Here is a 12973-nt window from a genome sequence, read left to right on the forward strand (position 1 = left end):
GAGATCCCCTCACCGACGCCTGCGAGGTGAGCTGTCGGGTTCGGGCCGGTTGAGTTGCCCGGCCGCGTCCCTCCCGGGACACGGCTTCACCCCAAGCCGGACCTGCCGTCGAGTTGCCTCAACCGCCGGGCCCGGCACTTACCTTGGGTCCCCCGCTCCTGCCTACGGCGCTTGACGCGACGACTGTTCCCGTGCGGCCGCTGGCAGGATTCGGCGTTGCGGCAGCCGGGGCTCGCGGTGGCGAGCGGTCATGACCGTAGACATGCGATCCGCGGAATTTCAAAGACGATCAGGGCTTCTGAGATCTATCTCTCACCGGTCTTATATGGGACATTCAGTGCGAACGGTGACGTGAACTCGCGGGGTTTCGGGGTGACTTCCGCCGCCGTTTCCGGACTGCCCCACCGGCTACTCCTCGTCCGCTTCGCCCCCTACCGTGAGCTTCTGACCGGGGCGGATGAGGTTCGGGTCGGTGCCGACGGCCGCCTCGTTCCCGGTGTAGAGCGCGCGCCATCCGCCGCTGAGGTCAAGGGAGTCGGCGATGGACCAGAGGCTGTCGCCGGGGCGCACGGTGTAGGAGCCGTCCGTCGCCTCGCGCGAGGCCTCTCCGCCGCGCGAGGCGTGCCGTCCCGCGGACCCGGACGTACGGCCGTCCTCCGCCGCGGCGCCCTCGTCGGCGCTGGGGCCGCGGTGGCGGCCGGAGCCGGTGTCGGTCGGGGCTGAAGCACCGTCGTCCTGTGGCGACTTGGCGGGCTCGTCGCTCTCGGGAGTGGCCGACGGGGAGCTGCCGGGCTCCTGGTCCTGCGACTGCTCCTGCGACTGGTCCCGTATCGAGGAATCGGCAGAATCAGGTGACTTGTCGGAGTTGGCGGTTTCGTCCGACTCGGGGGAGTCGAGCAGTCCGGGTGAGTCCGTCGGAGCGGACGAGTCGGACGCGTCCGAGCCCTTGTCCTGTTCGAGGCCGGAGAGCAGCCCGCAGGTACGCCAGGCGCCGACCCCCTGGTCGGCGAGGATTCTCTCGGCCACGGCTATCTGCTGCGACCGGCTGGCCAGGTCGGCGCTCGGGGCGTAGTCGAGGCCGCCGTGGTTCTCCCAGTCCTCCTGGGACAACTGGAGGCCGCCGAAGTATCCGTTGCCGCTGTTCTGGCTCCAGGCGCCGCCGGTCTCGCAGTCCGCGACCCGGTCCCAGGTCGTACCGTCGGCCGCGCTGGCGCCGGAGGCTCCGAGGAGCGGGATCGCGATGGCGGAGCCGGTCACTCCGGCCGCGACGAGGAGAGCCGGAGCCTGGCGGGGGCGACGGTGCCGACCGTTCCCGGAGAGCATACGGAGACCTTTCGCGAGACAGCAGTGACCGGCGCGGCGCAGGATGCCCGGCCGCGCTGATGGGTGAACGTATCGGCAGACGATCACTTGTCACAAGTTCATGCCGCGCAGATCACGTGAAGATCACAGTCCTGACAGCGTGTCACCTTTGGGTCGGTGTGAACTCCACCGGCAGGGTCCGCAGCCCGCGCATGATGAGGCCGCCGCGCCATCTCAGCTCGGCCGGATCCGCGGCGAGCCGCAGGTCCGTCAGGCGGGTGAGGAGCGTGGCGAGCGCGGTCTGACCCTCCAGTCGGGCGAGCGGGGCGCCGAGGCAGTAGTGGATGCCGTGGCCGTAGCCGAGGTGCTGGCTGTCGCGGCGGGCGAGGTCGAGCACGTCCGGATCGGCGAACCGCTCCGGATCCCGGTCCGCGGCGGCCAGGACGACGAGGACCGGGTCGCCGGGCGCGATGTGCTGTCCGCCGATGGTGAGCGGCTGCGTGGCGAACCGCCAGGTGGCGATTTCGACGGGGCCGTCGTAGCGCAGGAGCTCCTCGACGCCGGTCTCCAGGAGGCCGGTCTGCCCGGCGGCGAGGGACGCCTGCAGTCGCGCGCGCTGCTCGGGGTGGGTGAGCAGGGCGTAGGTGCCGTTGCCGATCAGGTTCACGGTCGTCTCGAACCCGGCGAACAGCAGGATGAAGGCCATGGCCGCGGCCTCGTTCTCGGTGAGGTGCTCGCCGTGGTCGGAGGCGCGGATGAGACCGGAGATGAGGTCCTCGCCGGGGGTGGGCTCGGTGGGCAGCGCCTCCCGCTTGCGGTGGATGAGGTCGGCGAGGTAGCCGCGCATCTTCTTCACGGACCGCGCCACCCCGCCCCTGGGCCCGCCCTGGTGACGGATCATCATCCCCGCCCAGTCGCGGAAGTCGTCCTGGTCCTCGCGGGGGACGCCGAGCAGGTCGCAGATGGCGTAGATGGGGAGCGGGAAGGCGAACTCGTGGATGAGGTCGGCGGACCCCTTCTCCGCGAACCCGTCGATGAGCTTGTCGGTGAGCTCCTGCACCCGCGGCGCGAACTCGGCGACCCGGCGGGGCGTGAACGCCTTGGACACGAGCCGTCGCAGCCGGGTGTGGTCCGGCGGGTCGATGTTGAGCAGATGCGTCATCAGCTCGGCCTTGCGCTCACCGGGGATGCCGGTCTTGCCCTTGGCGTGCGCGGGTTCGTCATGATGCGCCGGGTCCTTGGAGAGCCGGTGGTCGGCGAGCGCCTGCTTGGCATCGGCGTACCGCGTGACCAGCCAGGCCTCCACACCGCTGGGCAGCTTGGTGCGGTGCACGGGGGCATGCTCGCGGAGCCAGGCGTAGGCGGGGTAGGGGTCGGTGGCGAACTCCCAGGAAAACAGTTCGGGCACGCCGGGCACGTCACGTTGCATGCCACGACCCTACGCAGCGCCCGGGGCAGCTCCGGCCGCCGCTGTCAGAGGTCATCGCTACTCTCACCGCGTCGAGACCGAGGAGGACCGGGTGCTCGAAGGCGTGCTGATCGCGGAGAGCTTGCGGGTCGGGGCCGAGTTGGCCGGTGTCCCGCTGCGCGTCACGAAGATCGCCAGGGTGGCAGTGGAGGGTACGGCGGCCGGGCAGCCGCCGCGGTGGACCCTCCTGGACTTCACCGCGGAGGAGGCCGATGCGGAGCGTCTGGCCGAGCGGCTGGCCGCGTGCCTGTCCCCGACCGGGGGCTGGTACGTCAACTACAACACCGCCGCCGAGGCCTTCGTGGTCTTCCCCGGTGAGGTCTTCCGCTATCCGCGCGGCCAGGACCCGCACGGGCGGGCACAGGGCCGTCGGCGGGCACAGGACCACGCCCGTTCCCTCGGGATCCCCGAGGCGCAACTGGACTGGCGGGACTGACCCGCCGGGCGCCGCGCCACGGCCGCCGATCTCAGCGCTCGCCATCCCTGATCGCGTCCCCGTACGCGCGGGCCGCCGCTCTCAGGGCCGCCTCCGGGTCGACGCCCTGCGACTCCGCGCGGACGGCCAGGGCCAGCAGGTCGTAGCCGATGCCCTCGACGGGCGGGAGCGGTATGTCCAGGTTCGCCGTGCGGGCCCGGGACGCGAGCTTGGCGGCGAGGGCCAGGCCGGGCTGGCCGAGGGGGATGCCCTCGGTGATCGAGGTGCGCTGCTTCTCGACCGCCTTGGTGCGCAGCCAGTGCGCCTTGACCTCCTCGGGTGTGGTGGCCGTCTCGTCGCCGAAGACGTGCGGGTGGCGGTGGATCAGTTTGGCGACGATGCCTGCGGCGACGTCGTCGATGGAGAAGGGGCTCTCCGGATCCTCCTCGGCGATCCGGGCGTGGAAGACGACCTGAAGGAGGACGTCGCCGAGCTCCTCGCGCAGTTCGTCCCGGTCGCCCTCCTCGATCGCCTCGACCAGTTCGTACGCCTCCTCGATGCCGTACTTGGCCAGGCCCTTGTGCGTCTGCTGGGACGACCACGGGCACTCGGCGCGGATGCGGTCCATGACCTGGACGAGATCGAGCAGGCGGGCGCCCGGCAGGTCGTAGGAGGCGGGGAGCAGCTCCAGCTCGGGCATGGCGACGCGGCCGGTGCCGGCGAGGCGGGCCAGGCCGTCCGTCAGGGCCGGCTCGCCCTCGCCCGTCGCCACGACGACCAGCGTGCGGCCGCCGGCGCAGGCGTCGAGCAGCTCCTGGGCCGTCGGGGACGCCTCGTCGACGGTGATCCCCGCCTCGCGCAGATACGGCAGCTGCGGATGCGCGCCGTCCGCGCACAGCACCTGGTCGGCCGCGTGCAGTGCCTGCCAGGCGGGCCAGGACAGCAGGCCGGGGGCGACGCGGTGGCTGGTGGTGAGCAGGACGATACGGCCGGGGGCCGCGGCGGCGGCCGTGCCGGGGGCGGCCTGCTCGGGGCCCGGGGTGGCTTCGGGGCTGTTGGCGTTCACGATTCGAAGCTATCCCACGCCGCCGACAGCCCCAGAAGTCATCCACAGGCCCCGTGGACCGGGGGCCCCTGCATGATCTGCTGCTACATGCTCTGCTGCGCCTGGGCCGCCGACACGTCCCGCACCCACGGCGTCTTGGCGTCGGCGCGGCTGCTCTTCTGGACGTCCCAGGTGCCGTAGCGCGGGTTGAGGTCGACGTTCAGGTCCTTGGAGGCCTCGGACAGGGCCTTCCAGAACTCGGGGCGGTTGGTGTCGGTGCCGAGTTTCTCGGCGAGCTTCTGGGCCTCCAGCTGGAGGCGGAGGTTCTCTTCGAGGCGCTGCGGCGGGATGCCGTACTGCTGGAGCCAGGTCGTCTCCAGCTGCTTGGCGCCGCCGGCCTGCTCCTCCAGGCCGGACCGCATCTCCTGGATCTCCCTGCGGGTGACGGTCACACCGGCGTCCGCGGCGGCGCGGTGCAGGACCCGGTCGAGGACCAGGGTGTGCAGGGTGTCGCGGGTGAGCGTGCCGGTCCCGGCGATGGCCTGCTGGTACTGGGCGTCGCCCTGCACGGCCGCCCGCTGGGCCGCGCGTACCTCGCCGACTCGCTCCTCCAGCTCGGAGACGGTGATCCGCTGGCCACCCACCACGGCCGCCGCGCCGGGATGCGCGTCGTTGCCGCAGGCGGTGAGAAGGGGCGCCGCGGCGGCGATCGCGGCGGTGAGGACGAGCGCGGTGCGACGGCGGCGGTGCAAGGAGACCTCCCGAGGAGATTGTGCGACGGTGCACAAGGTCTTGCGTTGATCGATGGTAGGCAGTGGCCAAGCTCTGGCCAACCCATTCGACCAACGATTCACCAGGACTTCCGGCACCGCCGCGCGGACCGGGGCCGGGAGGAGAGCCGCGCCGGGGGGGGCGGCGCGGCTCCCCTCCCGGGGTCTGAGTGTCCCGGTGTCAGGGCTCCCTGCGCTCCTGCAGCCGGATCGCCGCCGCCAGCAGCCCGACGGCGAGGACCGTGACGTAGAGACCCGCCGCGTAGGGACCGCCGGGGAACGGCGTCCCGCCGGGCTGTCCCTGGAAGTCGCTGAGCGCCACGAAGGGCAGCCAGGCACCGATGTCGACGCTGAGCAGCCATTCGCTCGCGGCGCCGAGCGCCGGTTCGGCCACCAGGGCCCACACCAGCACGCCCGCCACGGTCGCGCCTCCGCTCTTGAGCAGCAGCCCGACCGCGAGACCGAGGACCGCGGTGATCGCGAACGCCACGGGGACCGTGAGGAGCTGTCGCCAGCCGAGGGGGTGAGCCGCGCGGCGGGCTCCGCCAGCGCCGCCACGGCGAGGCCGCCGGCCATGAGGACCGCCCCGGCGACGACCGCCGCCTTGCCCGTCAGCAGCCGGTGCCAGGACGGCACGGCCAGGCGGAGGGCCCAGATCGTGCCGGTGCGGAACTCCATGGTGGCCGACCGGGCGGCGAAGACCATGATGAGCAACTGGGCGAAGGCCGGTCCCGTCAGGACGTCGGCGATACCCGGCTCCTGTCCTTGTGCCGTCTCCCGCACGCCGAAGCCGCTCAGGGCCAGCGACACCACGGCCGTGATGCCGAGGAACCACCACGCCGAGGCCAGCGACCGCAGCTTGTCGACCTCCGTCCGCAGTACGGCCGTGGTCATGCCCGGCTCCCTTCCACCGGCCGCTGCACGGAGCCCCGGTACTCGACGGAATCGGCGGTGAGCTTCGGATAGGCGTCCTCGACCGTGCGGCGGCGCGGCGCCAGTTCGAACAGGACGAGTCCGGCCCGGGCCGCCGCCCTGCCGATGTCCTCGCTGCTCATCCCGGAGACGAGCAGCGCCTCGGCGCCGTACACCGAAGGCGAGACGGTGCACCTCACCGACTCGCTGGCCAGCGACTGGCGGCTGGCGGAGGAGGCCCTGGAACGCGTCACCCGGCCCGGCCTACCGCCCCGCGCCCGGGACCTCGAGATGCTGCGGCAGCCGTTGATGTCCGATGTGCGGTCGGCATGGGCGGAGATGCACCAGGCCGGCTGGGACGAGCGCAGGTTCCACGCACTGCGGGAGGCGGGGCACACCCTCCTGGCCGGCGGCCGTCCCCACGAGGCGGCGGAGACCGGACGTTCCTGGTGTCCTGGGAACCGCTCGACGAGCCGAGCCATCTGCTGCTCATGCGGGCGTTCGTGGAGATCGGGGCGCCCAGCAGAGCTACCGAGCTGTTCCGGGACCTGCGGCGGCGGCTGCGCCGAGAGCTGGGCGTCGAGCCTGCTCCCGAACTCGCCGCGGTGACAGGCCAGCCGGCCTACGGGTCGTAAGGGAGCTTCGCGGCAGGCCCGCCCACCGGGTCACAGGGGATGCCGCATCCACACGTTGGGCTCGACGTACACCGCGTACCCGCGCTCCGGCTCGCAGCGCACCGGCACCAGGGCGCCGGGCACCTCGATGTCGCCCTGGGTGTCGAAGGGCAGCCCCGTCCAGCGGCGCCAGTCCGCCAGTGAGGCGGCCACCGTCATGGACGCCGTCGCCACGGAGTCGATGGTGGCACCGGCCCGGGCATGGACCCGCAGCCACGGGTCCTCGGGCAGGCCGTCGGGGCGGACGCGGTGGGCGTACTCCTCGATGGGCGTTTGCGGTTCCAGGTGCTTGGCGTTGGGGCGGACCGGGGCGACGACCTCCCGGAAGCCGCGCGCCCGGGCGTTGTCGCGCATGGCCGAGAGCATCGCCGCGGACAGACCACGGCCCTGGGAGTGCGGGGCGATGGAGACGGAGATCGCGCTGACGGTGTCGGGGCGGACCCCGCGACGCAGGTCGGAGAAGGCCCACACGAGGACCGTGTCCCAGCCGTTCGCGGGCAGTCGGCCGCGGCCGGCGGCGTTCAGGGCGAACGGCACGCTGTAGGCGTTCGCGACGACCTCGCCCTGCTCGTCCTCCGCGAACAGGACGTACTGCGGGAGTTCGGTGGCGATCCGCGGGAAGTGTGCGGCACCCACGAGGTCCTGGATCGTGAACTCCGGCCAGCTGTCCGCCATCCCGACGACCCGCTCCAGCATCTCCGGGCGGTCGGCGAGGCTCGATATCTTCGGCTGCATGCGATCACGGTAGGCGTGGGGGCACGCAGCCGGAACCGAATTACCGCGTGGCACGGGCACAGGGACGACCGAGGCGGTCGCGCCGCCCGTTCAGCCGCCGCACTGCTCCAGCATCATCCGCTTGTCCGCCGCCGTGACGGGAAGCTCGTACTTCAGCGATACCTGGGCGAAGCGCACCGCATAGGCGCAGCGGATCCGCTTGTTCGGGGGCAGCCAGGACGCCGGACCGGAGTCGCCCTTCGCGCTGTTGGTCCGACCGTCCACCGGGACGAGGTTGAGCGGGTCGTTCGCGATGGCCTCCCGCTTGTCCTCCGTCCAGCGCGAAGCGCCCATCTGCCAGTCGTAGGACAGCGGCATGACATGGTCTATCTGGACCTGCGTCGCACGGGACTTGGTCCACTCGATGACCTTCCCGGTGTACGGGTCGTGCAGCGTCAGTGCCATGACGACGCAGTCCGAGCCCGACCGGAAGCGAAGGTCTTCCCCGTCGCGCTTCAGGAGGTCGTTGCGCGAGTCGCAGCCGTTGCGGGCGAAGGGGACGTCGGCCGGTGCCGAGTCCATCCAGGCGTAGCCGAACTCGTCCCGGTCGTAGCCCGTCCTGGGCCCGCGCCCCTTCGTCGCCACCTTCTCGATCAGGGCACGGGCCCTCGCCCTGTCCTCGGCGGAGGTGATCGCCGCCAGGCCCGGCTTCGTGCCGTCCGGGTTGTCCAGCGGGTTCACGGCGCGTCCGTCACCGGCCGTCGGGACACCGGAACCCGAGGGTGCGCCGCCGTCCGCCGGTGGGGCCAGGCCTTCACAGCCGGCCAGCGCCGAACCGGCGAACATCATCGCGACAGCCATTGCCGCCCCGCCCCTCAGACGCCTCACTGTGCGCCCCTCCCTGCTCGCCTGTTCCGCCACCGCACGGGCGGTCTGTGCCTGCCCCCACGGTAGCGAGGGAGAGGTACAGACCACACCAGGCCTGAACGGGCATACCTCGCATGCCGCGCGTATCGTCGGTTTTGAGCCAACGCTGGAAGGAGCTCTGAATGGGCATCTTCGACAAGTTCAAGAGCCAGGCGCGGAGCAAGGGCAAGAAGGGCTCCGACTCCGCGGAACAGAAGAGGAACGAGAGGACCGGCGGCAAGTACGAGGACCAGATCGACGCCGGGCAGCAGCGGGTCGAGGGATCGCTCGGCATGGACCGCGACCGCGAACGGCCCGACCAGCAGTAAGGCCTCCGAACCTCAGAGGCCGTCCGCGGAGAGGCAACCAAGACGCGCCTCCTGCGGGCGGCTTCGCATGCCCGACGGCGGCTGGGGGGATGCGGATGAGCCTGCGGCGGCCCGAGCAGGCCTTCACGCCCGCGCCGGATCAGACCTTGCCTATCCCCAACGTCGTCTCCTGGGGCAGCAGACCCGACGCCAGGACCACGACCCAGAAGTCGCCCAGCAGTCCGGCGAGACGGTCGACGCCATCCGGGCCGAGCAACTGCCAGGGCCCGGCGGCAAGCTGGTCGGTGTGCCGCTCCACTCGGTCACGCAGCGCGCGGCCCGCTTCCGTGGCCCCGCCGTCCATGTCGACCAGGCCCCTGCCGGCCAGGCGTTCGCGCGCGGCAGCCCATTCCTCCGAGCTCCACCCACGGCTCTCGAAGCGCTCCACCGACGCGGCGCCTATCGCGGCGAAGGAGACGAGCGCCTCCACCGGATCCAGGCCGGCCACGAGCAGGGCCGCGAGGTGGCCGTCGCCGCGGTGCTCGCGCAGGATCGTCGCCGCGTGCCACAACTGCAGGTGCGGGGCCCGCGGCCAGTCGAGCGCGGCGTTGGCCGCGGCGAGCGGACGGCCGGCCGGGTCCGCCGCCTCGGCCGCACGCCGGGCGAGCGCGGCGGCTTCCGCCATCGCGGGGCTGCCCACCTGGCCGCCGAACAAGGCGCGGTAGGCCCGGTCGACCGCCCGCGTCCTCGCTTCGAGGACCGCATCCGGGCTCGCGATCCTCCACGCAGGCTCGACATACTCGGCGACCATGCGAGGACTGAAGCTGTAGAAGACCGAGGCCACCCGCTCCGGGCCGACCTCCCCCAACGGAGCGGCGCGGTAGGCGAAGTAGCTCGGCCAGCGCTCCCGGGTGCCGTATCCGAGGGCGGCCGCCTCCCCGAAGGCCTCCGGCGCGTAGTACAGCACCGCGTGCAGGGGTTCCAGCAGGTGCCACATCTGCCGCACGCGGGTCGGCTCCACGCTGCCGTCCCGCGTCACCGCGTCTCCGTCGATCTCGCCGACATACTCCGGCATCACATACCTCCACACACTCGCGTCCGGTCCCGTCGCACTCGACCGCCGCCGCTTCCGCCGCGTCGCGTTCAGCCCAGGGCACTCAACTTGACACTGACAAGATTGCTCCGGCGACCCCGAACTTGTCAATGCCTAGATTCGGCGTACGCTCCTGACCATGAGCTCCAGCAAGGCATCAGCGACGGAGAAGGGCCCCGGCGGCCGCCCGTACCACCACGGCGACCTACGCCGTGCCATCCTCACCGCCGCCCTCGACGCGATCGCGGCGGACGGTCCGTCCGGGCTGAGTCTGCGCGACCTCGCCCGCCGCGCGGGCGTCTCGCACGCCGCGCCCGCCCACCACTTCAAGGACCGCGCCGGACTGCTCACGGCGATTGCCGCCGAGGGCTTCGGGCTGCTCGCGACCACGCTCAGGGCGGCGGCGGACCTGGAGGAGGCGGGTGTGCGCTACGTACGTTTCGCGCGTGAGTATCCGGCGCACTTCCAGGTGATGTTCGCGCCCGAGCTGCTGCGCACCGGCGACCTGGAACTGACCACGGCGCGCGCCCTCGCCTCGGACGCCCTGCGCGAGGCCGTCACCGCGGTGCCCCCGGAAGGCCGCGGCACCGACGCCCGACTCGCCGGCATCGCCGCCTGGTCCCTGGCCCATGGCTTCGCCACGCTGCTGCTCAGTCACAACCTGGACGACCCGGTGGGTGAGCAGGACCCCGAGGAGGTGTTCCGCAAGCTGGCGGGGATGCTGTTCCGCCACGCCGAGTAGCCGTCGCTCGCCGCCCTCGCGCCATACGGGCATGGCCTCGGCAGTCGCGCTTGACCTTGACACTGACGTCAGGGTCCGACGATCCCCGCATGGCATCCCCACATTCGAAGACCCCACGCACCGTCACCGGCGCCGGTTCCGGCATCGGCCGTGCCACCGCCCAAGCGTTCGCCCACGCGGGCGCACGGGTCGTGGCGGTGGGCCGCCGCCAGGCGCCCCTCGCCGAGACCGCCGCTCACGACCCGGCCCGCATCAGCCCGCTCGTCGCCGACATCACGGCCGACGAGGGGCCCGAGGCCATCGTGCGTACGGCACTGGAACGGCACGGCCGCATCGACGTGCTCTTGAATCCTCCCCTCCCTTCAGGGAGGGGATTCCTGGCTCAGGCCGCCTCCTGGAGCAGCGCTCCAGAAGGTCTTCCGCCATCAGCACCAGCCGGGTTGAGACCAGCCCGGACGAGCATCACGCGTGCGGAGTTCTTGTCCCGCGGGGACACGGCCCCGCACGCGGTGCAGGTGTAGATGCGCTCCCCCAGCGGCAGTGCATGCTTGGCTCTCGTCATGCAGTGCGCGCAGTCCATCGTGGTGTGCGCAGGGTGGACCAGGCGGATGTCCCGCCCGTGCTTACGACCCATCTTGATCAGAGCGGCCTTGGTGGCGCCGATGGCGGCGTCAGCGGCCTTGCGGGCCATGGCGGTCTTGGCGAGAAACTTCGGACGGAAGTCCTCGACAGCGATGGCGTCGTGGTCGCGGACAACCTTCTTGGCCCACTTGCGACCGGTGTCCTCACGCTGCCTGGTGACCTTCTTGTACGCCTTCGCCCGCAGTTTCTTCGCCTCACGGTAGCCCTTCGACGCCGGTTGTCCCTTCCTCGGCCTGCGGCGGGCCATCATCCGGTCGTACCGGGTCAGCCTCGTCCGGGCCTTCCTGCCGTGTTCGGCGTGCGGCAGGTCGTGTGCATCGGATGTGGTGGTCGCGGTCTGCTTCACACCCCAGTCGACACCGAGTACGCGGCCGGTCTCCGGCAGCGGCTGGACCTGGGCGGGGACGACGAACGAGCAGTACCAATGCCCGAGGCTGTCCTGGTACACGCGCACCGAGGACGGCTCAGCCGGCAGTCCCCGCGACCACACCACGGTCACGACGATGCCGCCCGCCAGGTGCAGACGGCCGTCCTTCAACCGGAACCCGCGCTGGGAGTAGTTGAGGGTCGGCAGTGCCTCGCGTTTGGATTTCCACTTCGGTATCCCTGCCCGTCGTGCCATGGGCAGGCGTTCTCTGATGTCCTTGTGCGCCTTGGCACGGGAGCGGCCGAAGTCGCGGATGACCTGCTGCTGGACAACCGACGAGCCCTCACGCAGCCACGGCGTCGTCTTCCGGGCTTGGGTCAGCATCCTGTCGAGCTGGGCCGGGCCGCACGTCTGCTTCTCCCCGGTCGCCTGGTTGTGCAGGTGTACGGCCTTGGACTTGGCGACACACTCGTTCCACACCCACCGGCACCGGTCCCATTCCGCCGCCAGGGCGGTGCGGGCGGTGGACGACAGGCGCAGCCGGTAGGCGTACCGGGCATGCCCGGCCCCAGCAGCCGCCGTCGCCTGCCCCATCTCGCCCCCTCACAGCCCCGGCCGGGACATTGCGCCGTCCCGAACCCTTCGAAGGACCATATGTACGACAGCAGCACAAACGCACCCCGATCCCACGGCCGCCACTCCGACCAGCGATCATGGGCACACGCGTTCGCATCACTTCGGTTATACCGACAGCGGTACGGGCGCTCCGCGCCCTCAACCGGATGCGGCGACGCTCCGCGTCGCGATGCCCGGATGCGATTCCTCCCCGGCGTGAACGCCGGGCCTTCGCAAGAAGCAGGTGAACGTGACGACGGCCGTCGGGCAGCGCGCTTGGCCGGGCAACTCCCTGTACGCGGCCGGGAAGGCGGCCCTGGAGGTGCTCACCCGCAGTTGGGCGGTCGAGCTCGCCCCGCTGGGGATCCGGGTCGCCGCCGTGGCACCGGGCGCGATCGACACACCGATCGGCGAACACGCGGGCCACACCCCCGAGCAGCAGGCCGCGATCCGCGCGTGGCAGCTCCAGCACACGCCGCTCGGCCGGGTCGGACGCCCCGAGGAGGTGGCGTGGGCGATCACGCAACTGGCCTCGCCTCAGGCCTCGTTCGTCACCGGCGTGGTCCTTCCGGTGGACGGCGGCGCGGTCGTCGCATGAGACTGACGCGCATGGCGGAACCACGTATGCGGATCGGCGAACTCGCCGAGGCGACCGGCACGACGCCGCGTGCCCTGCGTCACTACGAGCAGGCGGGGCTCATCACCTCCGCACGCGCCGCGAACGGCTATCGCCTGTACGACGCCGGCACGGCCGTCCGCGTCCGCAACGTCCGCCGTCTGCTGGACGTGGGCCTGACGCTCGACGATGTACGGGTGTTCCTGCCGTGTCTGGACGGCGACGTCACGGCCGGGCCCGCCTCCGAGGAGGCGCTCCGGGTCGCCGCCGGCCGTCTCGCGGTGCTGGACGCGCGCATCGCCGCGCAGGTCGCGGTCCGCGACCGGCTGGCGGCGGCACTGCGCGAGGCCACCGGCGCCCGCGTGCGACCGGTGGCCTGACAGG

15 protein-coding genes, 2 pseudogenes and 1 riboswitch are annotated in these 12973 nt (G+C 71.8%); of the genes and pseudogenes, 7 read left to right on the forward strand and 10 right to left on the reverse strand.

What is annotated here, in order from left to right; all coding sequences use genetic code 11:
- Position 1: 1 nt before the first annotated feature.
- Positions 2-180, reverse strand: a riboswitch (cyclic di-AMP (ydaO/yuaA leader).
- A 228-nt stretch (positions 181-408) separates the two neighbouring features.
- Both ACIBNA_RS18845 and ACIBNA_RS18850 read right to left on the reverse strand, forming a co-directional pair.
- Positions 409-1323, reverse strand: a complete 915-nt coding sequence (locus tag ACIBNA_RS18845; protein WP_399166315.1) for a transglycosylase family protein — start codon at positions 1321-1323, stop codon at positions 409-411.
- 142 nt (positions 1324-1465) lie between these two features.
- Positions 1466-2731, reverse strand: a complete 1266-nt coding sequence (locus ACIBNA_RS18850) for a cytochrome P450 (protein ID WP_399166316.1) — start codon at positions 2729-2731, stop codon at positions 1466-1468.
- Between the two features lie 91 nt (positions 2732-2822).
- Between ACIBNA_RS18850 and ACIBNA_RS18855 the strand changes: the two genes are divergently transcribed.
- Positions 2823-3206 carry a hypothetical protein gene (locus ACIBNA_RS18855; protein WP_399166317.1) on the forward strand — a complete coding sequence of 128 codons (384 nt, stop codon included), beginning with the start codon at positions 2823-2825 and terminating at the stop codon, positions 3204-3206.
- A gap of 31 nt (positions 3207-3237) precedes the next feature.
- On the opposite strand, the gene ACIBNA_RS18860 is transcribed toward ACIBNA_RS18855, so the two are convergent.
- The 4 genes from ACIBNA_RS18860 to ACIBNA_RS18875 all read right to left on the reverse strand — a co-directional run bounded on the left by ACIBNA_RS18860 (position 3238) and on the right by ACIBNA_RS18875 (position 6166).
- A complete protein-coding gene (locus ACIBNA_RS18860) occupies positions 3238-4251 on the reverse strand; it encodes a nucleoside triphosphate pyrophosphohydrolase (RefSeq protein ID WP_399166318.1) in 1014 nt (337 codons plus the stop codon).
- 83 nt (positions 4252-4334) lie between these two features.
- Positions 4335-4982, reverse strand: a complete 648-nt coding sequence (locus ACIBNA_RS18865; RefSeq protein WP_399166319.1) for a SurA N-terminal domain-containing protein — start codon at positions 4980-4982, stop codon at positions 4335-4337.
- Positions 4983-5181: 199 nt separating this feature from the next.
- Positions 5182-5490 carry a hypothetical protein gene (locus ACIBNA_RS18870; protein ID WP_399166320.1) on the reverse strand — a complete coding sequence of 103 codons (309 nt, stop codon included), beginning with the start codon at positions 5488-5490 and terminating at the stop codon, positions 5182-5184.
- 400 nt (positions 5491-5890) lie between these two features.
- Positions 5891-6166, reverse strand: coding sequence for a hypothetical protein (locus ACIBNA_RS18875; RefSeq protein WP_399166321.1), 276 nt, complete (start codon positions 6164-6166; stop codon positions 5891-5893).
- Positions 6167-6361: 195 nt separating this feature from the next.
- On the opposite strand from ACIBNA_RS18875, the gene ACIBNA_RS18880 reads away from it, so the two are divergent.
- Entirely contained in the window at positions 6362-6547 is a 186-nt protein-coding gene (locus ACIBNA_RS18880; RefSeq protein ID WP_399166322.1) for a BTAD domain-containing putative transcriptional regulator, read from the forward strand.
- 30 nt (positions 6548-6577) lie between these two features.
- Here ACIBNA_RS18880 and ACIBNA_RS18885 read toward each other — a convergent pair whose 3' ends face one another.
- Positions 6578-7321 (reverse strand): N-acetyltransferase, encoded by a 744-nt coding sequence (locus tag ACIBNA_RS18885; protein WP_399166323.1) that lies wholly within the window; start codon positions 7319-7321, stop codon positions 6578-6580.
- Positions 7322-7411: 90 nt separating this feature from the next.
- Positions 7412-8161, reverse strand: coding sequence for an HNH endonuclease family protein (locus ACIBNA_RS18890; protein WP_399166324.1), 750 nt, complete (start codon positions 8159-8161; stop codon positions 7412-7414).
- Positions 8162-8349: 188 nt separating this feature from the next.
- Here ACIBNA_RS18890 and ACIBNA_RS18895 point away from each other — a divergent pair, with 188 nt between their 5' ends.
- Entirely contained in the window at positions 8350-8535 is a 186-nt protein-coding gene (locus ACIBNA_RS18895) for an antitoxin (protein WP_399166325.1), read from the forward strand.
- A 139-nt stretch (positions 8536-8674) separates the two neighbouring features.
- On the opposite strand, the gene ACIBNA_RS18900 is transcribed toward ACIBNA_RS18895, so the two are convergent.
- Entirely contained in the window at positions 8675-9589 is a 915-nt protein-coding gene (locus tag ACIBNA_RS18900) for a hypothetical protein (protein WP_399166326.1), read from the reverse strand.
- Between the two features lie 157 nt (positions 9590-9746).
- On the opposite strand from ACIBNA_RS18900, the gene ACIBNA_RS18905 reads away from it, so the two are divergent.
- Positions 9747-10349: a TetR/AcrR family transcriptional regulator gene (locus ACIBNA_RS18905; protein WP_399166327.1), complete on the forward strand. Its 603-nt coding sequence runs from the start codon at positions 9747-9749 to the stop codon at positions 10347-10349.
- An 89-nt stretch (positions 10350-10438) separates the two neighbouring features.
- A pseudogene (locus ACIBNA_RS18910) lies at positions 10439-10699 on the forward strand (SDR family oxidoreductase); the annotation flags it as partial.
- A gap of 32 nt (positions 10700-10731) precedes the next feature.
- On the opposite strand, the gene ACIBNA_RS18915 reads toward ACIBNA_RS18910, so the two are convergent.
- Positions 10732-11952, reverse strand: a complete 1221-nt coding sequence (locus ACIBNA_RS18915; protein WP_399166328.1) for an RNA-guided endonuclease InsQ/TnpB family protein — start codon at positions 11950-11952, stop codon at positions 10732-10734.
- 265 nt (positions 11953-12217) lie between these two features.
- On the opposite strand from ACIBNA_RS18915, the pseudogene ACIBNA_RS18920 reads away from it, so the two are divergent.
- Together ACIBNA_RS18920 and ACIBNA_RS18925 are read left to right on the forward strand one after the other, a co-directional pair.
- Positions 12218-12571 (forward strand): annotated as a pseudogene (locus ACIBNA_RS18920) (SDR family NAD(P)-dependent oxidoreductase); the annotation flags it as partial.
- A 26-nt stretch (positions 12572-12597) separates the two neighbouring features.
- A complete protein-coding gene (locus tag ACIBNA_RS18925; protein ID WP_274822055.1) occupies positions 12598-12969 on the forward strand; it encodes a MerR family transcriptional regulator in 372 nt (123 codons plus the stop codon).
- Positions 12970-12973 lie beyond the last annotated feature (4 nt).

This window comes from Streptomyces sp. NPDC050164 (assembly GCF_044459945.1).
GTDB classification, from domain to species: domain Bacteria; phylum Actinomycetota; class Actinomycetes; order Streptomycetales; family Streptomycetaceae; genus Streptomyces; species Streptomyces coeruleorubidus_A.

What these genes read in the sequence shown, in the direction of transcription:
- ACIBNA_RS18845 (WP_399166315.1), bottom strand. Translation starts at nt 1,323, where the DNA reads ATGCTCTCCGGGAACGGTCGGCACCGTCGCCCCCGCCAGGCTCCGGCT.
- ACIBNA_RS18850 (WP_399166316.1), bottom strand. Translation starts at nt 2,731, where the DNA reads ATGCAACGTGACGTGCCCGGCGTGCCCGAACTGTTTTCCTGGGAGTTC.
- ACIBNA_RS18885 (WP_399166323.1), bottom strand. Translation starts at nt 7,321, where the DNA reads ATGCAGCCGAAGATATCGAGCCTCGCCGACCGCCCGGAGATGCTGGAG.
- ACIBNA_RS18890 (WP_399166324.1), bottom strand. Translation starts at nt 8,161, where the DNA reads ATGGCTGTCGCGATGATGTTCGCCGGTTCGGCGCTGGCCGGCTGTGAA.
- ACIBNA_RS18895 (WP_399166325.1), top strand. Translation starts at nt 8,350, where the DNA reads ATGGGCATCTTCGACAAGTTCAAGAGCCAGGCGCGGAGCAAGGGCAAG.
- ACIBNA_RS18900 (WP_399166326.1), bottom strand. Translation starts at nt 9,589, where the DNA reads ATGCCGGAGTATGTCGGCGAGATCGACGGAGACGCGGTGACGCGGGAC.
- ACIBNA_RS18905 (WP_399166327.1), top strand. Translation starts at nt 9,747, where the DNA reads ATGAGCTCCAGCAAGGCATCAGCGACGGAGAAGGGCCCCGGCGGCCGC.
- ACIBNA_RS18915 (WP_399166328.1), bottom strand. Translation starts at nt 11,952, where the DNA reads ATGGGGCAGGCGACGGCGGCTGCTGGGGCCGGGCATGCCCGGTACGCC.
- ACIBNA_RS18925 (WP_274822055.1), top strand. Translation starts at nt 12,598, where the DNA reads ATGCGGATCGGCGAACTCGCCGAGGCGACCGGCACGACGCCGCGTGCC.